Raw genomic sequence first — 23,867 nt, 5'->3', positions numbered from 1 at the left:
CCCCACGGCGGGCGATGCTCCCGCCGCCGGGGATGGCGAGCAACGGGGATTTCCGAACGACTCATCGCGCGACGCGATGAATCGCGCGGTGGGCGGCGGGGCGCGTCAGCCGCGGACGGTGAGCGAGCCGGAGGTGCCGGCGGCGTACGGGTAGGCGCCCTGCGCGGGCACGCGCAGGCGGACGCGGTGGCGCGCGCGGGAGGCGAACCGGGCGCTGAGGCGGACGCGGCCGTCCCGGCCGGTGCGGGCGGTGCGGAAGGTCTGCCAGCGCTTGCCGCGGCGCGCCTGCAGCTCGACGAGCAGGCCTCCGGCGGGGAGCGGCGCGCCGCGCACGCGGCCGCGCAGCCGCACCGTGCGGCCCTTGCGGCCGGTGCGCGACAGCGAGACCGCGGGGCGCACGTCGATCCGCCCGCGCACCCCGACGACGGGGCCGGCGGGGGTGTCGTGGATCGCCCACACGTCGCGCGACGCGCCGGACGGGAGCCGGAGCCGGAACGCGCCCTTGCCATCGGTCCGCACGCGGCGCAGCGCCGACGCGAGCCCGTCCGCGCCCGGCGCGCGGCCCGCGATGCAGACCTCCGCCCCGGCGACCGGCCTGCCCGCCGCGTCGCGGAGCGTCCCGCGCAGCGTCGGGCGCCGCCCGAGCGGCACGACGATCCGGCTCCCGCCCCGGCTGCGGCTCGTCCGGTGGAGCTTGGCGCTGATGCGCAGACCGGTCGCCGCCCCCGGCGTCGGCTGGCACGCCGGCGCCGGCGCCGCGGCGTTCGCGGTGGTGATCGTCGTCGCGCCGCTCGCCGTGCGGTTGCCCGCCGCGTCGACGAGCACGACCCGCACCTGGTGCGCGCCGTCGGGGAGCGCGGCGGTGTCGAGCTCCAGCGCCGCGCTCGTGCGCAGCGGGCACGGGACGGCGGACGGGTACGGCGGCGCGCAGCTCGGCCCGGCCGCGGTGCCGCGGGTCGACGCGACCTCCCGGCCGTCGACCTCCAGCACCACCGACGCGACGCCGCCGCCGCGGTCGGTCGCGAGCACGCTCACCGCCTGCCGCCCCGCCACGACGCGCGTCGGGTCGACCAGCCCGCCGGCGGGCGCGACCTCGAACGCGGGCGCGCTGTCGTCGGCCAGCTCGACCTCCGCGCGGAAGAGCGTGAGCTCGGCCGCCGGCGTGGCGGCCGGGCAATCGGGGTCGTCGTCCTTCCAGTAGCCGCACGAGAGGAAGAAGCCGAAGCCCGTGACCGGCCCGGGCGGCTTGCGGTCGAAGAGGTTCGCGGCGGCGTCCGGGTCGCTCGTGCTGCCGAGCGCCGTGCAGCCGCCGGGCGCGCTGTCACATGCGGGGCCCATCGCCTGCTCGGCCGTGCCGCGCCGCTCCAGCCCGCTGAAGTGGTAGCCGGCGTCCTTGCCCAGCCGCACCGCGCGCCACAGGCGGTAGCGGACGATCAGCGTGTCGGCCGGCGCGGAGAAGCGCAGGTGCGTCACGTCGTCCTTGACGTGCCCGGCGCCCGCCTTCAGCGCGAGCTTCACGCCGCCGCCGGGGCACGCCGAGCCGCTCCAGGACGAGGTCGAGGTGCTGAACGCCGAGAACGCGAGCGCGGTGCTGGCCGCGGCGCCGTCCGGCGTCCGGCACAGGTGCGCGGTGTACGTCCCGGCCTGGGCGGGGGCGGCCGCAGCGCCGAGCACCGCGGCGGCGAGGCCGGCGACGGCGGCGCGCGCCGCCCTCACCCGCGCACCCGGACGGTCGTGGTCATCGAGGCGCCGGTCGCGAACGGGAAGCCCTCCTGCGCCGGGACGCGCGCCCGGAGCCGGTAGCGGGTCGAGCCGCGCGTCCCGCGGAACCGGTAGCGCGCCGCGTAGCTGCCGTCGCGCGTGGTCCGGACCGTGCGGAACGTCCGCCACCGCTTGCCGCTGCGCACCTGCACCTGGACGAGGACGCCCCGCGCCGGCCGCGGCGTGCTGCGGACCGTCCCGCGCAGCCGCACGAGCCGGCCGTTGCGCACCCGACGCGGCGTCGCGCGCAGCGTGGCCTGCGACCGCACGTCGACGTACGCCCGCCCGGCGACCGCCGTCCCGCCCGTGCGCAGCACCGCCCACACCTCCCGCGAGCTGCCCGGCGGGATCGCGACCGTCCCACGGCCGTCGGCGTCGGTCGTGACGTTGGCGACCCGCGACGGCAGGCCGTCGAGCCCGCGCGTGCGCGTCGCGATGCAGAGCGGCGTGCCCGCGACCGGGCGCCCGTCGGGGCCGGTGAGGCGGACGCGCGCGGTGACCCCGCGCCCGCTGGCGACCGTCACGCGCGAGCGCGACTTGCCGCGGGCGCTGCTCGCCACCTGCACCTGGAGGCGCTGCGGGCTGTCGGCGCGCGGCTCCGGGCTGCAGTCGGCGGCGTGCGCGGCGGTCGAGAACCCGAGCTGCTCGGACGCGGTGACGGCGCCGCCCGCGTCGCGCACGAGCACGCGCGCGGTGTGCTGGCCGTCGGCGAGCGTCGCGGTGTCGACCGGGAGCGTGGCGGCGCCGCTGCGCGGGCACGGCACCGGCGTCGCGTACGGCGGCGCGCACCCGACCCCGAACGGAACGGTCGCGACGACGCGGCCGTCGACCTCGAGCTGCGCGTCGACCAGCCCGCCACCGGTGTCCTGCGCGAGCACCGTGAGGACCTGCACGCCGGTGAGCGACGTGCCCGAGTCGACGAGCGGCCCGGTCGGGCGCCCGGAGATCACCGGCGCGTGCGCGTCCTGGAGGTCGATCTCCGCGCGGTGGAGCGTCGTCTCGGCGGCGACCGGCGTGCTCGCCGGGCACGGCTCGGTTCCGCTGGTGAGGCCGCACGAGACGTAGAGGCCGAGCCCGTCGAGCGGCGGCGACGGCCTGCCGGTCACGAGGTTGCCCTCGGCGTACGGCGTCGCCGCGTTCCCCACCGCCGAGCAGCCGCGGTCGCCACGGCACGAGATCGGCCACGTCTCCCTGCTGCCGCGGCGCTCGACGACCGCGTGGAAGTAGAGCGTCCCCGGCGCGACGCGCGCGCTGCGCCACATCCGGTAGCCGGTGATCTGCGTCCCCTCCGGCGCGCTGAACATGACCTTGATCGAGTCGTCGACCGCGTGCGCGTAGCCGGGCTTGAGCGAGATCCAGAACCCGCCGCGCGGGCAGGTGTCGGCCCACGGGTCGACCGACGGCGCCCAGGCCGAGACCTTCCAGCTCGTGGTCGGCGCGTCGGCCCCGTCCGGCGTCGCGCAGGCGTGCACGGTGTACGTCCCGGCCTCCGCCGTCGCGGGGACCGCGGCGGCGGCCGCGATCCCGGCGAGCAGCAGGAGGCGCCTGAGGAGGGGCATCGCGGCCGATCCTCCCGCGCGCCTGCGGACTGCTCAATCGCGGGTCGTGAAGACGCCCTCGCCGATCGGTGATCGCGCGGCGGGATCAGGCGTCGTGGCCCGCGAGCACGCGCGCCACGCCCGCGCGCGTCGGCACGCCGAGCTTCACGAACACCCGCGAGAGGTGGCTCTCGACGGTCTTCGGGCTGAGGAAGAGCTGCGCGGCGATCTGCCGGTTCGTCAGGCCGCGCGCGACGAGGCCGGCGATCTCCCGCTCGCGCGGGCTGAGCGCCTCGGGGCCCTGGGAGGCGACCGGCGACGACGTCGCGCGGGTGCGCGGGACCCGCTCCCCCAGCCCTCGCAGCGTCAGCGCCGCCGCGTCGGCCGAGCGCGCGACGCCGCCCTCGCGCAGCACGTCGTGCGCGCGCCGCAGCACCGCGACGGCCTCCTTCGTGTCGCTGTCGCCGGGTCGCGCCAGCGCGCGGCCGTGGAGCACGAGCGCCCGCGCCGCGTCGAGCCGGCGGCCGACCGCGGCGTAGCCCGCGTGGGCGGCCTGCGCCGCCCGCGCGGCGGCGCACGTCTCGCCGCGGGCCAGCTCCAGCAACGCGCGGGCGCGCTCGACGTCCGCGCGCCGGCCGCGCAGGTCGCACGCCTGCGCCCACGCGGCGCCGCGCGCGATCCACGCCTCGGCCGCGTCGAGCCGGCCGAGCTCGATCTCCGCCTCCGCCAGCTGCGCCGACCAGAACGGGCGCCAGCTCGGCCCGAGCCGCTCCAGGTGCTCGCCGGCGCCGGACGCGCCGAGGATCAGCTCCCGCGCGCGCTCCGGCGCGCCCGACCGCAGGTGCGCGAGCCCCAGGTAGCACGGCACGAGCGAGCCGAACATCGCCGCCGGCGCCTCCATCAGCGCCGCCCGCGCGTCCTCGCCGTCGCGGATCGCGTCCTCCAGCTCCTCCCGCGCGACCCCCAGCCAGCACCGCTCGCCCAGCGCCCACATCCGCGCCTGCGGGTCGTCGAGCGCGTGCGCGGACTCGACCGCCTCGGCGCTCGCGTCGGCCGACGCGTCCAGCTCGCCCAGCCACACGCGCGCGGTGCCGAGCCCGACCAGCGCCGGGACGATGAAGAACTCCTGCGTGGTTGCGCGCGCCACAGCGAGGAGCCGTGCGGCGTGGCGCGCGGCGACGCCGTACCGCTCGAGCACGACGCTCGCGTAGTTGAGGACGACGAGCGCGTTGAGGTTGACCGCCAGCTCGTCGTCGGACGCGGCCTCGGCCAGCCGCTCGGCCTCGTCGAGCGCGGCCCGCGCGGCGGCGGGTGATCCGCCCTCCTGCTCGGCCAGCGCGAGCTGCGCGGCGGCATCGATCCGCAGCGCCACGTCGCCGGCCTCGCGCGCGCCGTCCATCGCGGCCCGCGCACCCTGCCCCATCGAGCGCCACTCCGACGCGTGCCAGTGGACCCAGCCGAGCTGGAGGCGCAGGAGCGTCGCCGCGCGCGCGTCGCTCGCGCGGGTCAGCGCCGCCCGCAGCAGCGCCCGCGCCTCGGGCGCGCGGCCAAGCATCACCTCCACCCGTGCGAGCTGCGCGACGAGGTCGACGCGCTCGGCGGTCGCGGTGCGCGGCAGGCTCGCGAGCGCCTCGACGAGCGTCGTCCGCGCCTCCGCGCCGTGGCCGGCGGTGACGAGCGCGACGGCGCGCGCGACGAGCAGGTCCAGCCGCGCGGCGGACGCGGTCTCGGCGGGCAGCAGGCGCAGCGCGGCGCCGTACCAGCGCGCCGCGGTCCCGGGCGCCCGCGCGCTGCTGGCGCGCGCGGCCTCGACGAGCACGAGCACCGCGTCCTCGTCGCCGGGCCGCGCCGAGCGCTCGAGGTGCTGCGCGCGGGCGGTGGCCGGCGCGTCCCGGAGCGCCAGCGCGGCGGCGGCACGGCCGTGCGCGGCCAGGCACCACGCCTCGCCCGCCCACTCGCGCACGACGGTCCGCACGATCGGGTGGCGGAACGCGAAGCGGCTGGGCTCGTCGGTCGTGCGCACGACGTCGCGCTGCAGCAGCTCCTGCACCGCCTCCATCCCGGTGCGCCCGTCGAGCGGCGCGACCTCGAGCGCCAGTTGCAGGTCGAACGGGTCGCCGACGACCGCCGCCGCGCGCACGAGCTGCTGCGCGGCGGGCGGCAGCCGGCTCAGCTCCCCCGCGATCGCGACGTGCAGCGCGGGCGGCGGGCCGGGGCCGTCGTGCGCGGCGCCGGCCAGCGCCTGGAGGTAGAACGGGTTGCCGCCGCCCTGGCGCAGGATCTCGAAGCGCCGGCGCGGCTCGACCCCCGCGAGCATCCGCTCGGCGTCCTCCTTGCCCAGCGGCTGGAGCGCGAGCTGGAGCAGCCGCCCCTCGCTCACTGCCGGCGCCAGCGCACGCAGCAGCGCGGCCGGCTCCTGCCCCGCGCGGAACGCGAGCGCCAGGCCCACCCCCGCGGGCGGGCGGCGCAGCAGGTAGGCGACGAGCTCCAGCGACGCGTCGTCGGCCCAGTGCAGGTCGTCGAGGACGAGCACCGCGCGCTGCTCGGCCGCGAGCTGCTCCAGCAGCGCCCCGATGGCCGCATGGAGGCGGTAGCGCTCGACCCCGAGCGTCGCGGGCACCGCCTCGGCGTGCGGTGCGAGCGCGGGGAAGAGCTGGGCCAGCTCGGCCAGGCGGTCGGGCCGCAGGCGGCTGAGCGCGAGCGGGTCGAGCGCGTCGACCTCGTGCTCCAGCGCCGCGACCGTGAGCGCGAACGGCATCGCGCGCTCGAACTCGGTGGCGCTCCCGGAGAGGACCCGCAGGCCGCCGTTGGCTGCCAACGTCGTCAGCTCGGTCAGCAGCCGCGTCTTGCCGATCCCGGCCTCGCCGGTGACCACGAGCGCGTCGACCCCCGCCTTGCCGGCGACGAACCGCTCGACCATCCCACGCTCTGCGTCCCGCCCGATGAGGGCGGTGGTTCCTGGTGCCTGCGGGGTACCTGTGGTCATGGTCGGTCGCGCACGGACAGGGGCGACCGGCCGCCGAGCACCCCTGCTGCCCTTAAGGGTGCACTCAACGGATGACGTACGCAACTCGGGGGATCTCTCCGATGGTGGACGGGGGCGCGCGGTGCCAGCCTCGCCCGCATGCCTGAGACCTGGGTGGGGGTGGAGCTGCGGCATCTGGCCGCGCTCACGGCGGTGCACGAGGAACGGACCTTCCGCGGTGCGGCAGAGCGCTTGGGCTACGTCCAGTCGGCGGTCAGCCAGCAGATCGCGCAGCTCGAGGCCCTGGTGGGCGCCAGGCTCGTCGACCGCTCGCGCGGCAACGCGCCGCCGGTCAAGCTCACCGAGGCCGGGCACCTGCTGCTCGACCACGCGCGCCGCATCCTCGGCCAGCTCGACGCCGCGCAGGCCGACCTGCGGACGCTCGCGGCCGGGGAGACCCAGACGCTGCGCGTCGGCGCGGTGCAGAGCGTGGCGACCCGCCTCCTGCCGCCGGCGCTGCTCGCGCTCGGGCGCAGCCACCCGTCGCTCGTCGTGGCGATCGAGGAGGCGAGCAGCGACCGCGCGCACGTCGCGAGCGTCGAGCGCGGCGACGTCGACGCCGCCTTCGGGGAGCTCCCGCTGGCCGACGGCGACTTCGAGGCGATCGAGGTGCTGCAGGACCCGTGCGTGCTGCTCGTGCGCGCCGACGACCCGCTGGTGGCCGAGGGGCGCGCACCGACCCTGGACGACCTCGCGGAGCTGCCGCTCGTGGGCATCCAGGGGTGGGCGCGGCTGGAGCTGATCGAGGCGACGCTGCGCAGCGCGGGGCACGACCCGCGCTTCGCGATGCGCGTCGACACCAACGCCACCGTGCAGGCGCTCGTCGGCGCCGGCGTCGGCCGCGCGATCCTGCCGCGGCTGGCCGTCAACGAGAGCGACCCGGCGGTCGTGGCGCTCGACCTCACCGGCGTCGTCGCGCCGCGCCGGCTCGCGCTGTACTGGCACGTCGGGCGGCGGCAACTGACCGCGCTCGACCCGCTGCGCCGGGCGGTGCTGAGCGCCGCGCGCGCGGTGCGGGCCGAGTACCGGCAGGCCGACGCGGCGGGCGCCGCGGACGTGCCGGAGGCCGCCGTGCCGGCCGCTGTTCTCTGACGCTGATCGCACCCCTCACGGGTTGACGTTGGGGCGGCGCGGCGCGTCGGACAGACTCCGCGGCCGAGGCATCCGATGAGCGATCGAGCGTGAGCGCACCGCATCGCAGCGGCCGCGGGGAGGCGGTCGAGCTGCGGCACCTTACGGCCCTCGCCGCCCTGGCCGGCGAGGGCTCCCTCCGGCGCGCGGCGCGGCGGCTGGGCGCGTCCCCGGCCACCGTCCGCCGGGCGATCGCCCAGCTCGAGGCCGCGCTCTCCCAGCAGCTCGTGCACCTCGACCGGCGCGGCGTGCGGCTGACCGGCGCGGGGCGGCTGCTGGCCGAGCACGCCGCCGCGATCGACGCGGCGATGCGGGAGGCGCGCGACGACCTCGACGCGCTGGCGGCGGGCGAGACCGGCGCGCTGCGGATCGGCGCGCTCGCGGGCGCGCCCGCGCGGCTGCTGTGCCCGCTGGTCGAGGCGCTGCGCCCGCGGCGGCCGCGGCTGGCCACGCAGGCCGTCGAGCTGGCCGCCGAGGCGCCGGCGCTGGAGGCGCTGGCCGCCGGCGAGGTGGACGTCCTGATCGCCGAGCTGCCGCTGCCGCCCGGACCGCACGACCACTGCGCGCTGCTCGAGGACCCCTACGTGCTGCTCGTGCCGTCGGGCTCGCCGCTGGCCGAACGCGTGGTGCCGGTCCGGGCGGACGATCTCGACGGGCTGGAGCTGGTGGCGCCGGGCGCGACGGCGACGCGGGAGCGGTTCCTCGCGCGGCTGCGGGACGTCGGCGTGACGCCACGCGTGGCGGTGCTGGCCGACGAGGCGAGCACGGTCCACGCGATCGTCCGCACCGGCCTCGCCGCCGCGGTCCTCCCCCGGCTCGCCGTCGACCCCGCCGCACCCGGCACGGTCGCGGTCGACCTCGGCCACCTGCTGCCGCCGAGCACGGTCGCGCTGGTGTGGCGCGACGGCGACGGCCGCGTCCCGGCGATCGTCGGCGCGCGCGAGGCGGCGCGGGCGCTGGCGGCCGACGTGCGCGCGGCGCGCGCGGGCCTCGACGCGCTGGCGCCCTGAGCGCCGAGCTCAGACGGGAACGGCGATCGCCGCCAGGAGCGCGTCGACCGCCTCCCACGTGCGGCGGTCGCCGGGCGTGGCGGCGCCGTCCGCGAGGCCCGCGTCGGCGGGCACGAAGACGAGGCGCTCGCACCGCTCCGCCGCCGCGTCGCGCAGCGCGCGGCCCGCCGTGCGGCGGCCGGCGTCGCGGCCCGCGACCACCGCGAGCAGCTCGGTCGCCGCCGACGGGGCGGGCGCCGGGCCGTCCGGCGCGAGCATCGCCGCGACGTGCTCGCCGACGCGCGGGCCGGCGGGCACGGTCCACACGACGTGGGTCGCCCGCGCGAGCACCGCGCCGGCGCCGGCGCCGCGCAGCACGCCGCAGTCCACCACGGTCAGCGCGTGACCGGCGCGGCCGCTCTCCAAGGCGGCGCCGAGCGCGTCGTCGTTCACATCGGGCGGCGCGACCGGCGGCGTGGCGATCAGCCGCAGGCCGCTGGGCAGCGTCGCGAAGGGCATCCCGGCCGCGGGCGTGTCGTCGCCGCCCGCCGCCGCCAGCGCGAGGCGGCCGAGCGAGCGCGCCGACGCCGTCCCGGCCAGCGCCGCCAGTCCGCCCGAGGCCGCGTCGAGCTCGGCGAGCAGGATCGGCGCGCGCGTGCCCTCCGCGGCACGGGTCGCGAGCAGCCAGGCGAGCGTCGTCGTGCCCGCGCCGCCGGCCAGGCCGCAGACGGCCACGAGCGGGCCGGCGGGCCGGGCGAACAGCGGGTCGGCCGCGGGTGGCGGCACGTTCTCCGGGGTGGCGGTCACGGCAGACATCATCCCACCGGCGAGAGGTAGGCCTCGAGCAGCGCCGCGACGGCCAGCGCCGCCAGCGCCGTCCCGCCCAGCGCCACGCCCTGACGCGCGGTCACCTGCCGTCGCCGCGCGTGCAGGTAGAGCGCGAGCGCCGCGGAGAACGCGAGCAGCTCGACCGGCCCGTGCGGCAGCGCCGCGCGCACCATCCGCTCCCCGTACGCGCCGAACGCCGCCCCGATCACCGCGACGTTGAGCACCACGACGCCCGCGACCGCGACGTCCGCCGCCCGCGCCGCGCGGCGCCACCACCGCCCCGGCGGCGGGCCGGTCGTCAGCCACGGCCACTGCGCGACGAAGCAGCCCGCGAGCGCGATCAGCATCACGCGCAGGTTCGCCGTGAAGATCGCGGCCGCCTCGCCGAGCGTCTGCGGCAGGTCGTCGAACGTGAACCCGAGCCAGTCGCGCGCCGCCCCGCGGAACGCCGCGGCCGTCAACAGCGCGACGGCCAGGACCGCCGCCGCGGCCGCCGCGTAGACCGCGCCGGTCAGCCGGGCCGCCGTCACTGCTGGCCCTCCCACGCCGACACCGCCCAGCCGCCGCGCACCTCGGTCACCTCGGCCAGGTAGACCGTGTACGTCTTGCCGCCCGGCTTGGGCGTCCCGTCCACGTACTCCTGCTGGCGGACGATGACGAGCGCCGGCCGCGTGTCGCCCTTGCGCGGCTTGAGCACCACGCCCTCGACGCGGCCCTTGAACCCGGGCCGCGTGCGCTCCAGCGTGTCGGTGTCGAGCGGCTCCTCCGACTGCGCGTCGAGCTCGGCTCGCAGCCTGCCCGTGCTCAGCGGCGTCAGCCGCCCGCGCTGGTTGGCCACGTCGCGCCAGTCCCAGTTGGACCAGCGCCGCCCGAACTCCTCCAGCACCGCGGTCGGCGAGGCGCCCGGGTCCTCGACCTCGGCCTGCGCGGGCACCGTCGCCAGCTCGTCGGCGGGCGGCGGCACGGTCGCGGTCGGCGTGGTCTCCGCCGCCGGCGTGGTCTGGACCGGTGCGGTCGCCGTCCGCTCGCGCTCGGCGTCGCGCTGGTAGGGGTCCTCGCACCCGGCGAGGGCCAGCGGGACGATCAGCAGGGTCAGGGTCAGACGGATTGACGAGCGCATGCCTGTGAGGTGTCGAGGCCGATGTAGGGCGCCGGGCACGCGAAGCGGTAGCGCCCCGTGGTCGGCGAGGGTGTGCGCGACTTGATCTCGAAGTGGAGGTGAGGGCCGGTCGACCGGCCGGTCGACCCGACGCTCGCGATGCGCTGGCCGGCGGTCACGCGGTCGCCGCGCGAGACGCGGACGCTGCCGGTCTGCAGGTGCGCGTAGCACGACAGGACGTCGAGGTCGGCGTGGTCGATGCAGACGTAGTTGCCGTAGCCGGTCGACACGTTGCCGGGCAGCTGGACGAGCGACACGGTCCCGCCGTGGATCGCGTAGACCGGCTGGCCGGCGACGAGCGCGAGGTCGAGGCCGGTGTGCGGCGTCGCGTGGAGCCGGTCGACGGAGCCGAACCGCGTCGAGATCCGCCAGCCGCGCGCGACCGGGAACGCCGAGCTCTCGCCCACCGACGTCGGCGGCGCGCCGGGCAGCTCGGGCGGCACCTGCGTCTCGATCCCCGCCGCCTCCCACCGCCGCGCGCGCGGGAGGACGTCGCAGTACGTGTTGATGCCGCCGCAGTTGTTGACGTGCTGGCAGGCGCCGATGTAGCGGCAGACCGCATTGAACGTGCCGTCCGAGTAGAGGTTCGTGTCCGCGCCGTCGCCCTTGAGCTTGTGCGCGGCGGCGACGATCGCGTCGAAGTCGTCGTACGGGCTCGGGTGGGGCGAGACCTGGAACGGGTAGTCGGCGGGCCGCTGGTCCTCGACCTGCTTGTACGCGTTCTTGTGGCCGTCCCAGGTGCGGTCCTTGACGTTGAACTGCATCGGCCCGGCACAGCAGCCGAACGCGTTGACGCCGCTGTGGATGCCGGGCGCGTTGCCGTGGCTGAACGAGCTCTCCTGCTTGTGGATCGAGGCGAGCAGGTACCAGTTGACCCCGAACTCCGTGGCGGCGGTCTTGTAGATCCCCTGGTACTTGGCGATCATCGCCGCGTCCGCGCCCGGCGGCACCCCGCCCTGCGCCCCGTTCCCCCCGCCGTTCATCCACTCGGTCGCGGCCTGGCCGATCATGAGGATCACGATCAGCGGCGTGAGGATGATGAGCATCGCCGAGATGAGCGCGGCGAGCGCCCCGGCGAGCAGCTGCGGCCAGCGGTCCTTCGCCTCGACGGCGACCGCGATCGCGAGCTTGATGGTGGCGGGGTTGACCGCGGCCACGGCGCCCTACTGCGGCAGCGGGACGGCCCCGTCGAGGTCGGCGAAGCCGGTCGGGCGGCGGCGGTCGTCGCCGTGGCCGGCGAGGTCGGCGATCGCGCGCCAGACGTCGCCCTCGTGCTCGGCGATCTTCTGGTCGCGCAGCGGCGCGTCGCGCACCGGGTCCGACGTGAACGCCCACATCTCCATCGGCCCCACGCGGAGCGAGACCTGGCCGCGGCCGCGCGTGCCGTTGACCCAGAAGGCCTGGCTGTAGGCGCCCTTGACCGTCTTCAGGCGCGAGATCAGCTCGACCTCCGAGTCCGACAGGCCGAGTGCACGCTGGACGAAGTCCAGCTCCTCGCGGTGCTGCGAGAGGAAGATCTGGATCGTCGAGTTGCGCAGCAGCGCGAGGCCGTACTCGTTGTCGAAGTCCGACAGCTGCTGCGTCGCGACGAGCATCGTCAGCCCGAGGTGGCGCGAGCGCCGCGCGAGGTCGTTCGCGTAGCCGCCGAGCGCCGGGTTGGAGACGACCGACCAGAACTCGTCGCCGAGCATGATGCTGCGCCCCGCGAAGAGCGGCGCGTCGGCGCGGGCCGCCAGCTCGCGGTGCTCGTCGCGGTGGCGCTCGACCGTCCGGGTGATGAACTCGAGCACGGTGAAGATCACCGGCTTGAGCACCGCCTCGGGGCACCGCTTGGTGTCGAACACGAGCAGCGGCGAGTCGGGCACGTGCGTCGACGGCTGGTCGGCGATGTGCGCGTACGCGCCGTTGTCGCAGTACTCCGACAGCCGCTCGGCGAGGTTGCGCAGCGTGAAGGCCATCTCGGCCGAGCCGCCCGCCTGCTCGGCCGCCGCGCGCTCCTCCAGCTCGAGCTTGAGGAGCGACTCGCGCGGCGGGACGCCGAGCGCCGCCGCCTTCTCGTAGACGCCGCGGATCGCGCCGCCGAGCTGCGCGCGCTCGAGCGTCGTCAGGCCCTCCTCCATCATCGTCTGGTGGAGGCCGATGAGGAACGCGACCTTCTCGCGCGTCGCGCCGACGTCGGGGTCGACGTCCCACGGGTTGAGGTGGAACTCCGAGTCGTCGGCGCCGATGTCGATGTGCTGGGCGCCCTCGACGAGCTGCGTCAGCACGCGGTAGTGACCGGCGCGGTCGATCGCGAACCCGCGCGCGCCGTGGGCGATCGCGCGGGCGAGCAGCGTGTTGCACAGCATCGTCTTGCCGGCGCCCGAGCGGCCGGTGACGAGGCACAGGTGGTTGGCGTGCGAGCGGTCGTACGGGTTCCACTTCTCCAGCGTCCGCCCCGGGTCGGTGTAAGCGAACGGGATGCCGGTCGGCGAGCCGACCGCGACGCCCAGCAGCGGCGTCGAGTCGCCGACGTTGCGTGTGACGTACTTGCGCCCGCGCCCGGCGACGTCGCGCCCGAGCGGGAGCGTCGACTGCCACAGGTCGGCCTGCTGGTACTTGCCGTGGTCGACGCGGCAGTCCGACGCGCTGGAGAGGTGCTCGGCCGCCTGGTTGACCGCCTCGGCCAGCAGCGCCGCGTCGGGCTCGGGGCCGCGGACGCGGATCGCCTGGTAGATCGAGACGCGGAAGATCGAGGCGCGCTCGTGGCCGCTCATCTCGGCCAGCAGCTGCTCGTGCTCGTTCTCGGCGAAGTAGCGGTCGAAGTCCGGCACGCGGCCCTTCGACTCGGCTTCGCGGTTGACCGCGAACGTCCGCCGGTAGCGCATCTTCAGCCGCTGGCGCTCGCGCCGGCGGTCGAGCGCGTGGACGAACACCGACATCGCGAACGGCTGCCGGCAGGTCATCATCGCCAGCATCAGCCAGCCGAAGTACGTGCCGTCGGCGGTCGTGGCCGCGTAGATCGTCTGCTCCAGGTCGCGCTCGACGATCGCGTGGCCGGGGTCGGACGCGAAGTCGATCGCCGACCGCGCGAGCCGCTCGCGCAGCCGCTCGGCCGCGGCCCGCGCGGCGTCCTCGTCACGCGGGCGGTCGAGCGCGGTGAGCACGCCCTCGCGCGGTGCGCGCAGGCCGCGGTCGGCGCTCGTCGGGTTCATCCGCCCGTGCAGGAGGTCGGCGACCTCCTGGCCGTCGAGCAGCCGGTTGGGGATGCTCATCGCGTCCAGCTCGGAGCGGATCGCGTCCACGTGGCCGAGCGCCTGCCGCACGACGCGCTTGTGCGCGGCGACGTCGCGGTGCAGCTCGGCGGCCGGGCGCCGGTCGCGCTGGCGCCGCACCTCGTCGATGATCGCCCGCGCGCTGACCGGGCCCTTCGGCTCGTACGGAATGACGACGTAGGCGTTGAACTCGACCGCGGCCTGGTCGTCGGCGTGGAGGCGGATCGACTCCTCCATCGCGCCGTACAGGCGCCAGCGGTCGCGGGCGCGCGGGTCGATCGGCGCGTCCGCGGACGGCGGCGGGCCGGCCCACGTCTCGACCTCCCGGCGCGACGCGGCGAGCAGCTCGTCGAGGTTGATCGGGCGCGCCTGGACGTAGAACTGGAGCGTCTGCTCGGGGCGCAGCCGCGCGACGAGGTGGCAGAACCCGTTCGCCGCCTTCTCGCGGTCCTCCGCCGACAGGATCAGCGGGTTGTGCGGCGCGACGTGCAGGAGGTGCAGGAGCGCGCCGTCGGCGGTGACGACCAGGCCGCTCGGGTCGATCGCCTCGACCGCGAGCAGGTCGCCCGCGCCGCGCAGCTCGGTCGCGGCCTCGCGCCGCTTGTCGGCGGTCCTCAGCCCCACAGCGCGGTCGGGTCGAGGTCGGGCAGCTCGTCGCGCAGGCGCTCGCGGGCGTCGACGGGCTCGGGATCGAGGCGGTAGCCGACCGCCGCGCTGCCGGGCCCGGGCGCGTAGCGGTCGTCGCCGCGCCGCCAGCGGGCCATGCTGCGGACGCGCAGGCCGAGGTCGAAGTCGGTCTGCGACGAGAGGAACGCGATCAGGATCGGGATGCCGCCGATGTAGATCGCGGTGAAGAGCGAGAGGTACGGGCTCAGCGGGCTGAGGTACATCCCCCACACCACGCCGAGCGCGATGCCGGTGATGACGCCGGCCCACTGCATCAGCGTGAGCTCGGCGATGCGGAGCTTGGCCTCGAGGTGCTTGTACGCGGGGTTCACGGGGTCCTGGGTCCGGGGGTCGCGTTGGGTCCGGGCGTCGCGCGCGGGCCGCCTCCGTTGCCCCCGTTGCCGCCGTTGTTCGGAGGCGGCGGGGGCGGGGGCGGGGGCGAGGTGGTGCCCTGGTTGACGCGCGACTGGTAGTCGGCGATGCCGGCGGAGGCGGAGTTGAGCGAGGCGGCGGCGAGCGTGAAGTACTGGCGCGCCGCGTCGCCGTCGCCGGAGTTGTGCGCGTGCGCGGCGGCCTGGCTGGCCTCCCACCGCAGCGTCCCGCCAGCGTGCGCGCTCGCCATCCGGGCGGCCTCCTGCGAGCCGAGCCGCTCCATCGCGCCTCGCACCATGTCGGCGTTCGGGCGCACGTTGTCGGGCACGCTCTCGGCCATCCGCTTGGCCATCGCGGCGGTCATCCGGCCCGCGCCGTTCTGGCCGCCGCCGTTCGGGCCGCCGCCGTTCGGGCCGCCGCCGTTGGGGCCGCCGCCCGGAGGCTGCTGGCCGTTCGGGGGCCGCTGCCCGCCGGGCGGCTGCTGGCCGCCGTTGCGCTGCTGGTTCTGCTGCTGGCCCGGGCGCTGCTGCTGCTGGCCGCGCTGGTTGCCACCGCCCGGCCTCTGCTGGCCGCGGTTCGGCGTGCCGCCGGTCGGGGCTCCGCGGCCGCCGCCACCGACGCCGCCCAGCAGCGCGCCCGCCGCCTGCCGCCCGCCGGCGACCGCGGCCACCGTCGTCGCCGTGCGCAGGATGCCCCGCCCGCCACCGCTCGGGAGCCCGATCATGGCGTACTTGGTCATCATGCTCGGGACCTTGATGCAGAGGAAGAGCATCGCGATCGCGCTCAGCGGCTGGACGATCGCCTGCGTGATGAAGCCGTCGTCGCCCTCGTAGTTGACGACGTCCGAGCTGAGCGAGATGAAGCAGCGGAAGAAGACGGCCCAGATGAACGGCCACAGCGTCAGCACCGCGAACACGCGTGTGACCGACGACGCGAGCCAGTCGTAGCCGGGGATCTGGCCGAGCACGATCGCCGGCGGCATCAGCACGTAGACCGCCGCCAGCCCGCAGACCAGGACGATCTTCATGATGAAGAGGCCGAGCAGCAGCACGGCCCCGGTGACCGTGATGATGATCCCGATGATCGGGACGATCGAGCCGCCGATGGCGCCGACGGTCACCGCCGAGGAGATGAGCGTCGACGCGCGGTCGAGCGTCTGCGGGTCGCTCAGCAGCGCGTGCGACGCGGAGTCGCCGACGAGCATGACGCTGTCGAAGACCCACGGCCACAGGACGATCGCGAGCGCCGCGCCGATGCAGCGGACGAACCCGTCCATCGGGGTGCTCGAGCCGCTGTCGGTGAGGCCGGCGAGCCAGAAGCGCAGGATCGACGCCGTCATCGCCAGCGCGAGCAGGGCGAACGCCATCGTGTCGAGCGTCCGGCGCAGCGACTGCACGTCGCTCTCCGCGAAGTCCGGGAGGTCGACGAGCCACCGCAGCGTCTCGCCGGTCATCTCGGCGAGGTCCTTGCCGAACAGCAGCTCCAGGAAGAAGTTGATCGCGTCCTCGACCCACCCCTGGAGCTTGTCGCCGATGCCCAGCGGGTCGAACGCGTGCGCCGGCTCGGGGACGGCGAGCGTCAGGACGAGCACGACCGCGAACGCGAGCGCGCAGGGGCGGACGAACGCCCCGGCCCTGCTCGCGATGCTGCGTGCCCGTCCCGACACGGTCAGGAGACGATGCCCTTGACCGACCCGAGCAGGGCCAGCACGCCGAGCGCGGTGAGCACGATCGGGAGGCCGCGGCGCGAGCCGAAGGCCATCGCGACGCCGCCGCCGACGACGGCGAGGGGGGTCACCGCGCCCGCCGCGACGAGCGCCGGGGTCAGCAGGCGGTTGCAGGTCTGGACGAAGCTGCCGAGGCCCTCGGCGTTCTCCTGGATCCCCGCCGCGCCGCGAACGAGCTGCGCGTAGGGGCCGCCGGTCTTCAGCAGCAGCCACGCGAGCAGCAGCGCCGTCGCCGAGGCGGCCAGGTAGGCCGGCGTCAGCCGGCGGAGGTCGAACTGCATGGGTCCATCGTCCTTTCAGTGGTCGTTGCCGGAAGTGCGAGGCGCACCGGCGCGCGCCCGCGCGCGCCGTTGTCCCAGTCGGCGGTGCCGTCGTCCGACGGCCGGAGCGCGAGCCGGTGTGCGAAGGCCGCCGCCACCGCCGGCGCGGCGGCGAGCGCCGCGGGGTCGTCCGCGGTGGCGACGACGAAGCACCGGCGGCCGCGGGCGCAGCGGACGGTGCGGGCGAGCCAGTCGGCCGCGGGCGGGGACGCGGCGAGCGCGGCGACGTCGCCCACCAGCGCGGCGCCGGGCGGCGCTGCGGCGGCGGTGCGGACGGCGTGCTCGGCGGCGGCCATGTGCGCGGCCGGGCCGGTGAGCGGCGGGAGCCCGGCGAGCGCGTCGGCGAGCGTCGCGAGCGCCTGCTCGTCGCGCGCGGCGACGGCGTCGGCGAGCGCGCCGGTGGTGGCGGTCGCGCCGGAGTGCTCGGCCGCGGCGAGGACCTCCGCGACGGCCGCGGCCAGCACGCGGCGGCCGGGGGCGTCGAGCGCATGGCCGGCCTGCGCGAGGCGCTGGCGGTGCAGGTCGACGAGGAACGCCGCGTCGCCGCCGACCGCCCACGGGTCGAGGTCCGCCGCGACCGGCGCCGCCGCCGTCGTGCGCAGCCCGCTGGCGGCGAGGCGGTCGAGCAGCGTGGCGGCCTCCTCGCGTGCGCGCGCGCCCGTGACCAAGAGCGCGGCGGTCGTCTGGGCCGGGTCGAACGGGTCGAGCCGCTGCAGCCGCGCGTCGTCGGCGTCGATCGCGAACGGCAGGCCGCGCGGGCACGAGCAGCCGCACGCGAAGACGGGGACCGTGTCGGCGAGCTGGTCGGCGCGGAACGGGTGCGTGCGCGCGGCGGCGTCGTCGGCCAACGGGAGCGTCGCGCTCCACAGCACGTCCTGGCGGAACTCGCCGCGGTGGACGCTCGCGCCCGCCGCCTCGCCGAGCGCGTCGGCGACGGCGTCGGCGGTCTCGGCCAGCGCCGACAGGCTCGCGTCCGGGCCGGGCTCCAGCACGGCGAGGTACACGGACGCGGCGATCCCGTCCGTGGCCGGCGCAGGCTCCTCCCCGCCCCGCCGCCGCCCGCGCCGCTCCGGCAGCGCGGGGCCGTGGACGTGCACGGCGAGCGCGAACGGCCGCCCCGCCGGGACGACGTCGAGCAGCCAGCCCGGGCGCGTCGTCGTGGGCGGCCCGGCCAGGTGCACGACCTGCTCGAGCCCGTCGCCCAGCGACACCCAGCGCGGCGAGACGTCGGGGGCGAGCAGCGCCAGGCGCTCCTCCAGGTCGGCGGCGGCGCGCTCGGCGTCCGCCTCCTGCCCCTCGGTCTCCGCGTCGCCCACGACCTCCAGCGGCCGGGGCTCCACCGTGTCCGGCGCCGCGCCGATCCGCCGCAGCAGCACCGCGGCGACGTCGGGGCCGTCGAGCAGGCGCGCCCGCAGGCCGGCCCGCCCGAGCGTCAGCCGCATCGCGTCCGCCTCGCGGAGGGACGTCGCCAGGGCCTCCCGGCTCCGGCGTCCCTCCGCGAGGACGCTCCCGGGCAGCGCCAAGAGGACGTCGAGGTGCAGCGGCGGCCGAGCCAGCTCCGGCGGGACCCCGTCCAGGCTCCCGGGCCGTCCCTCGACGTGGAGCTGGAGCGACGCCCCCGGCGCGAGGCCGGCGGCCAGCGTGGAGAGCACGCCCTGCAGCGCCCCCAGGTCGCCCGCCAGGAGGGATCGCGGGTCGACCGGGGTGAGGCGCAGCAGGCGCACGACGGCACCGTCCTCGCGGACGAGCGCCCCGGTCCGGTCCAGCGCACGGATGCTGAACCGGACCGCGGCGCCGCCCGGGACCGGCCGGACGCCGGACGGCCCCGCCGAGCGGCGGCGGAGGAATCGGGGACGGGCCGCCATCACGATGGACCGCAGGCTCCCCCACGCGTGTCGAGGTCGCCACCGCGACTGCCGATCGGCCCTATCAGGGCTTGCGATGTTCAGCGGCCTCGCGCGCGTCTAGGGTCGCGACGGTGTCCCGGACATCCGGCGTGATCGCCATCGTGACGGGCCTCCTGGCGCTCGTCGTCATGCTCGTCGTCTTCGATCCGATCGGCGAGCTCCAGCAGGTGCAGGGTGGGACGACCACCACCAGCACTCCCGGCGGAGCCCCGTCCTCCGCCCCCGTCGACGAGGACCAGGTGCAGGAGAAGGTGACGGAGGCGCTGATCGTCGGCGCCGCCCTCGCCACGCTCCTCACCGTCACCGCCGGCATCCCGGTCGCGCTGCTCGGCGCGGCGCGGATGCGCGTCCGCCGGCGGCGGCCGATGGTGCGGCACTGGATCCTCCCGTTCCGCTCCGACGAGGCCGACCACGAGGCGGTGCGGCGGCTGCTGGAGAGCTGGCACCAGCAGCTGCTCGAGCAGTGGTGGTGGCGGCCCGTGCGCGGCCAGGCGCCGGTGACGCTGGAGATCGTCACCGAGCCCGACGGGCAGGGCGGCCTGGAGGGGCGCATCGTCGTGGCGATGCCCGAGGCGCTCGTGGCGCCGCTCGCCGGCAGCCTGCGCGCCTGCTACCCGGACAGCCGGCTGCTGCCGCGCGAGGCGCCGCTCCCGCCGACGCCGTACGTGATGCGCCTGAAGAAGCGGTCGACGTTCATCCGCGCGCTGCGGGTGCCGGACGCCGAGCGGCGCAACGTCGCGGACGCGATCCTCACCCAGATGGCGGCGCTGGACGGCCCGGCGGTCGTCCAGCTCGCGCTCCTGCCCACGCCCGCGACGTTCGAGCGGTGGTCGCGCCGCCGGTTCCGCGGGGAGGAGCGCCGGCACGAGCGCCCGCGGGCGTACGACCAGGCGAACCCGGGGCTCCGCTCCGAGCTCGTCCGGGCCGAGCTGGAGGGCGGCCTGTCGATCCAGCACCGGCCGCTCTTCTTCACCGACATCCGGGTCGGCGCCAGCACGTACGCGGACTGCCGCGCGCTGTGCGGCGTGGTCAGCGGCGAGTCGGGCGCGGAGAACCGCCTGATCGAGTGGCCGATCGGCCGCGGCGGGAAGTCCAAGCGCTACCACGAGCGGCTCGCCCGGGCATGGGCGAACCCGCTCCCCGACCTGCACTGGGGCGTCCTCTCCTCCTCCGAGGTCGCGGCCCTGTGGCACCTGCCGAGCCCGGGTCTGACCGCGCTCCCGCTCCGGCGCTCGTCCGTGCCGCGCGTCGCCGCCGCCCCGGAGGTCAGCCGCGAGCCACGGCACGCGCTCGTCCGGGACGAGCGCGGGCCGGTCGGCATCCTGCCCCGCGACAAGTCCGACGGGCTCGGCCTGATCGGCGGGCAGAAGACGGGCAAGACGTCGGTGCTCTGCCAGACCGTCCGCGTCGACACGCTCGACGACGACTGCGCGGTGATCGTCCTGATGCCCAAGCCGGGCGACGCGCGGCTCGCGCTCTCGCTCGTCCCCGAGGGCCGCACCGTGCACTACCTGGACTTCGAGCGCCCGGAGTTCGGCATCAACCCGCTGCTCGCCCCCGGCGACGTCGGCATGGTCGCGGACAAGATCGTCGAGGCGTTCCGCGACGTGAACGAGGAGGGCGACATCAAGGGCTCCTCCGACCGGTTCCTGCGCCAGGCCGCTCAGGCGGCGATCGCGGCGAGCCGGGCGGGGGCGCTCGACGTCCCCCCGAACCTCTGGCACATGTACCGGATGCTGCTCCCGAGCGAGACGGCGTTCCGGGACCACGTCGTCGGCGCGATCTACGGGGACCCGCGCTTCACCGACACGGCGACGTTCTTCGGGCGCGACCTGCCGAACGACCTGCGCGACGCCACGGTCAACACGACGAGCAAGCTCGACGCGCCCCGCAACAAGATCCTGCGCCTGATGGTGGAGTCGCTGGACAAGGTCCTCCGGCACCCGGTCCAGCTCTCGATCGACGAGGTGATCCGCAAGCGCGAGGTGCTGATCGTCGACGGGAAGATGGGCACGTTCGGCTCGGACAACTGCCGGGTGATGATGCAGTTCATCCTCTCGATGCTCTACGGGGCGCTGCAGCGCCAGCAGCAGCTGCCGGAGGAGGAGCGGACGCGCGTCGCACTGAAGGTCGACGAGGCCCACCTGGTCATCAACGACTCGTTCGCCGACGCGCTCGCGACGCTGCGCTCGGCGGGCCTCGAGGTGGTCGCCGCCTGGCAGTACGGGGAGCAGATCCAGGACCCGAAGCTGCGCGCGGGCATGATGTCGCTGCTGCGGCAGCGGTGCATGTTCTCCATGGGCGAGTCGAAGGACGCCCGGGAGATGAGCGACATCGCGATGACGGTCTACACGGACCTCATCAAGGACGACGTCGAGTCGCGCTCCCGGGTGCGGCTGACGCCGGACGTGATCTTCAACCTGCCGAACCACCGGGCGCTGTGCTCGTGGATCGCGCAGGGGGCCCGCAGCCCCGCCTTCCTCGCGGAGACCGTCCCGCTGCAGGCGCGGGCAGAGGTCGTCGAGGCGCACCTGGCCAAGCAGGCCGAGCGCGGGTGCTACGTGCCGGAGCGGCTGGAGAACCCGCTGCCGGCGTTCGGCGAGGACGCCGAGGCGGCGCCCGCGACGCTCGAGCTCGTGGGGGCAACGGTGGAGGCCGGCGGGGACGACCGGCCGCCGTCGCCGGTGGACGAGACCGCGGTGAGCGCGTTCGACCCCACCACCCCGGTCTCGGAGGACGAGGCGCCGCCCCGGCCCCGGTCGATGCGTCCGGCGGGCGCGCCGGAGACGTACACCGAGCTCGACTTCGACACGGTCCGCGACCTGACGTGGGACGACGTCGCGGTCGTGCCGCCGGAGCAGCGCCACGAGCCCAGCCCGCGCGAGCTGCAGATCCTCGCCGCGCTGTGGCAGCACCGGCACATGCTCGGCGGCCAGATCCACCGCCGGTGGTGGCCCGACAGCTCGCTCCGGGCCTGCCAGCAGGGGCTTGCGCGGATGGCCAAGGCGGGGTGGATCCGGCGGCTGAAGCTGATGACGAGCGAGCGGGGCGCCCAGCCGCGCGTCTACTGCCTCACCCAGGAGGGGTTCGAGCTGGCCCAGCGGCACAGCGGGCCGCGCGGCCCGTACATCAACCCGGACACCGAGTGGCGCGAGCCGCCGAGCCGCGACCCCAACGCCGTCCTGCGCGACCTGCGGGTGAACGGCTGGGTCGCGGCGCTGCAGGCGCTGGCGCCGAAGGCGGTGCGGGCGTGGCGTGGGCCCGCCGCGAGCCGGCTCGTGGCACCGCGCCGCAAGGAGCGCGGGGAGTGGGTGCAGCAGGGGCCGGGCGACATCCCGGTCGGCGGCAACCGGCGGCTGCGCGACGCGCCGCTGGACCGGCTGCAGCCGGTCGCGCCGGGGGCGACGGTGGAGGTCCGGGTGAAGGCGGGTGACCAGCCGGTGCGGTTCGACCTCCTGGTGGAGCTCGACCGGTCGCGGGGCGCGGCGTACAACGAGGAGAAGCTGCGCCGGTACGACCTGCTCGTCGCCGGGTGGTTCCGGATGCTGCCGCGGTACCAGACGCTGGGCGTGCCGCCGGTCGTCGTCTTCGTGTGCGAGGACGAGCGCCAGGCGCGAGCCTACCTGCGCACCGCCGACAAGGTCGTGACGACGCGGCTGGCGGAGGCCGGGGTGCCGGAGGCCGAGTGGCCCTGCCCGACCCGGCGCCAGATGTTCTTCGTGGTGGAGCGTGACCTGCACGAGGGGTCGCTCGACGCGCTGGCCCTGCCGGAGCTGCCGCCGGAGGTGCGTGTGCGGCTCCACGGCAAGGAGGCGGCGAAGTGCCGGCCGCGGCGGGTGCAGCTCGTCGAGCGGCGCCTGCTGGACCTCGCCGGAGGGAGGAGCTAGAGATGACCGCCGACACCCGCCCGAGCCTCGCCGACGTCGCCGCCGCCGCGGGACGCCTGGAGACCATCGGGTTCTTCGCCCCCTGCCGCGACCGCCGCGCAGACGCGGTCGCCTCGGTCGCGGGCACCCTCGACGACCCGCAGCGCTTCACGAACCACCTCGCGACCTGCGTCGCCTGCGCGGGCGCGGTGGATGCCCTGGCCCGCGAGGCCGGCGTCCCCGGTGGTGCGGCGGCGCTGCCGTCCGCGTCGGCCCCGCGCCGCCGCACCCGCGCGCCCGCCGCATCCGCGCCGAAGGCCGCTCCGCAGACCGTGCCCGCGGCCGCGCCGGCCGTGCCGGTGCGCGACGAAGCCGCAGTGGCTGCGGCGGCCGAGGAGCTGGAGCGGGCCGGGTTCTTCTCGCCGTGCCCGGAGCGGCGCGACGCGGTGGTCGCCGCCGCGGGGCTGCCGGCGGCGCAGCGGGAAGCGGAGCTGCAGCGACACCTCGGGTCGTGCCTACGGTGCGCGGCGGCGCTCGCCGACCTCGAGCGTGCCGCCGCCGTGCCCGCGCCGCCCTCCCCCGCCCCGCACCGACCGGTCGCGGAGCCGCGCCGGGAGACGTCGCGGCGGATGCCGGCCGCGGGCCTCGCCGACCGCTTCCGCGCGCTCAACGACCGGATCGCGGAGCGCGCCGAGGCCCGGAGGCCGGCCGCGCAGCCGCGCCGAGAGCAGCGCGGCGGGGCGCGCCGGGAGACGCGGCGGATGCCGGGCGCGGGGATCGCCGACCGGCTGCGCGAGCTCAACGACCGGATCGCGGAGCGCGGCCAGACCCGGAGGCCGGCCGCGAAGCCGCGCCGGACGCCGCGCCCGTCGCGGGCCCGGGCGCGGCGCGCGCGGCTGGCCGGGGTGGCGCTGACGGCGCTCGCGCTGGCGGTCACCGCCGGGCTCGTCCTGACGACGCTCCAGGAGGACGAGGCCCCGAGCGTGCCCGTGCGCAGCACCGCGCAGGAGCAGCCGGCGGTGCCGGTGGACGACGGGGCGGCGATGACCGCGCGTGCCGACGGGGTCGCCGCGGACGGCGCCGGGAGCCTGCGTGGGGCGATCGTCGCGGCGCGCACCGAGGCACTCCGGAAGACCGCTGCGGAGGCGCGGGCGGCGCAGGACCGGCGGGTCGCCCGCCGCGTCGCGGCGCGCGAACGGGCACGGGCCCGGGCGCGCCGCCGGTCCGCGCGGCTGATGGCGCTCGCGGTGAGCACCGCGTCGCAGCCCAGCTCCAGCGCGAGCGTGGCGTCGGACGCGGTGCCGACGCCGGCGTCGAGGACGACC

General features: G+C 76.8%; 15 protein-coding genes. 3 read left to right on the top strand and 12 right to left on the bottom strand.

Annotated elements, in window-relative coordinates:
- Positions 1-105: 105 nt before the first annotated feature.
- The 3 genes from AC1UE5_RS06955 to AC1UE5_RS06945 form a co-directional block, all read right to left on the bottom strand.
- Positions 106-1,716, bottom strand: coding sequence for a peptidase associated/transthyretin-like domain-containing protein (locus AC1UE5_RS06955; protein WP_482921546.1), 1,611 nt, complete (start codon positions 1,714-1,716; stop codon positions 106-108).
- Positions 1,713-3,320, bottom strand: coding sequence for a hypothetical protein (locus AC1UE5_RS06950; protein WP_482921544.1), 1,608 nt, complete (start codon positions 3,318-3,320; stop codon positions 1,713-1,715). Before AC1UE5_RS06950 ends, AC1UE5_RS06955 begins: the two co-directional genes overlap by 4 nt.
- 85 nt (positions 3,321-3,405) lie before the next feature.
- Positions 3,406-6,285, bottom strand: coding sequence for a helix-turn-helix transcriptional regulator (locus AC1UE5_RS06945; protein WP_482921542.1), 2,880 nt, complete (start codon positions 6,283-6,285; stop codon positions 3,406-3,408).
- A gap of 138 nt (positions 6,286-6,423) precedes the next feature.
- Here AC1UE5_RS06945 and AC1UE5_RS06940 point away from each other — a divergent pair, with 138 nt between their 5' ends.
- The gene (locus AC1UE5_RS06940; RefSeq protein ID WP_482921540.1) at positions 6,424-7,416 is read left to right on the top strand and encodes a LysR family transcriptional regulator; all 993 of its coding nucleotides are present in this window, start codon (positions 6,424-6,426) and stop codon (positions 7,414-7,416) included.
- A gap of 89 nt (positions 7,417-7,505) precedes the next feature.
- Positions 7,506-8,465 carry a LysR family transcriptional regulator gene (locus AC1UE5_RS06935; protein WP_482921538.1) on the top strand — a complete coding sequence of 320 codons (960 nt, stop codon included), beginning with the start codon at positions 7,506-7,508 and terminating at the stop codon, positions 8,463-8,465.
- Positions 8,466-8,474: 9 nt separating this feature from the next.
- Here AC1UE5_RS06935 and AC1UE5_RS06930 read toward each other — a convergent pair whose 3' ends face one another.
- From AC1UE5_RS06930 to AC1UE5_RS06890, 9 genes are read right to left on the bottom strand one after another with little or no spacing between them, the layout of a single operon-like run.
- Positions 8,475-9,251, bottom strand: coding sequence for a CpaE/TadZ family protein (locus AC1UE5_RS06930; protein ID WP_482921536.1), 777 nt, complete (start codon positions 9,249-9,251; stop codon positions 8,475-8,477).
- A gap of 8 nt (positions 9,252-9,259) precedes the next feature.
- On the bottom strand, positions 9,260-9,817 hold the full coding sequence (locus AC1UE5_RS06925) for a hypothetical protein (RefSeq protein ID WP_482921534.1): 558 nt from the start codon (positions 9,815-9,817) through the stop codon (positions 9,260-9,262).
- The gene (locus AC1UE5_RS06920) at positions 9,799-10,392 is read right to left on the bottom strand and encodes a hypothetical protein (protein ID WP_482921532.1); all 594 of its coding nucleotides are present in this window, start codon (positions 10,390-10,392) and stop codon (positions 9,799-9,801) included. Before AC1UE5_RS06920 ends, AC1UE5_RS06925 begins: the two co-directional genes overlap by 19 nt.
- Positions 10,371-11,588 (bottom strand): peptidoglycan DD-metalloendopeptidase family protein, encoded by a 1,218-nt coding sequence (locus AC1UE5_RS06915; RefSeq protein ID WP_482921530.1) that lies wholly within the window; start codon positions 11,586-11,588, stop codon positions 10,371-10,373. Before AC1UE5_RS06915 ends, AC1UE5_RS06920 begins: the two co-directional genes overlap by 22 nt.
- A 6-nt stretch (positions 11,589-11,594) precedes the next feature.
- Positions 11,595-14,309 (bottom strand): VirB4 family type IV secretion system protein, encoded by a 2,715-nt coding sequence (locus tag AC1UE5_RS06910; RefSeq protein WP_482921528.1) that lies wholly within the window; start codon positions 14,307-14,309, stop codon positions 11,595-11,597.
- On the bottom strand, positions 14,300-14,683 hold the full coding sequence (locus AC1UE5_RS06905; RefSeq protein ID WP_482921526.1) for a hypothetical protein: 384 nt from the start codon (positions 14,681-14,683) through the stop codon (positions 14,300-14,302). Before AC1UE5_RS06905 ends, AC1UE5_RS06910 begins: the two co-directional genes overlap by 10 nt.
- Positions 14,680-16,389: a hypothetical protein gene (locus AC1UE5_RS06900; RefSeq protein ID WP_482921524.1), complete on the bottom strand. Its 1,710-nt coding sequence runs from the start codon at positions 16,387-16,389 to the stop codon at positions 14,680-14,682. The genes AC1UE5_RS06905 and AC1UE5_RS06900 overlap by 4 nt, the downstream gene beginning before the upstream one ends.
- A 2-nt stretch (positions 16,390-16,391) precedes the next feature.
- Entirely contained in the window at positions 16,392-16,730 is a 339-nt protein-coding gene (locus AC1UE5_RS06895; RefSeq protein WP_482921522.1) for a hypothetical protein, read from the bottom strand.
- Entirely contained in the window at positions 16,706-18,634 is a 1,929-nt protein-coding gene (locus AC1UE5_RS06890) for a hypothetical protein (RefSeq protein WP_482921520.1), read from the bottom strand. The genes AC1UE5_RS06895 and AC1UE5_RS06890 overlap by 25 nt, the downstream gene beginning before the upstream one ends.
- Before the next feature lie 113 nt (positions 18,635-18,747).
- Here AC1UE5_RS06890 and AC1UE5_RS06885 point away from each other — a divergent pair, with 113 nt between their 5' ends.
- On the top strand, positions 18,748-22,563 hold the full coding sequence (locus AC1UE5_RS06885; RefSeq protein ID WP_482921518.1) for a hypothetical protein: 3,816 nt from the start codon (positions 18,748-18,750) through the stop codon (positions 22,561-22,563).
- Positions 22,564-23,867 lie beyond the last annotated feature (1,304 nt).

The organism is Parviterribacter multiflagellatus, assembly GCF_056863265.1.
The sequence above is the reverse complement of the archived record's forward strand: the minus strand, read 5'-3'. Positions and strand labels throughout refer to the sequence as shown.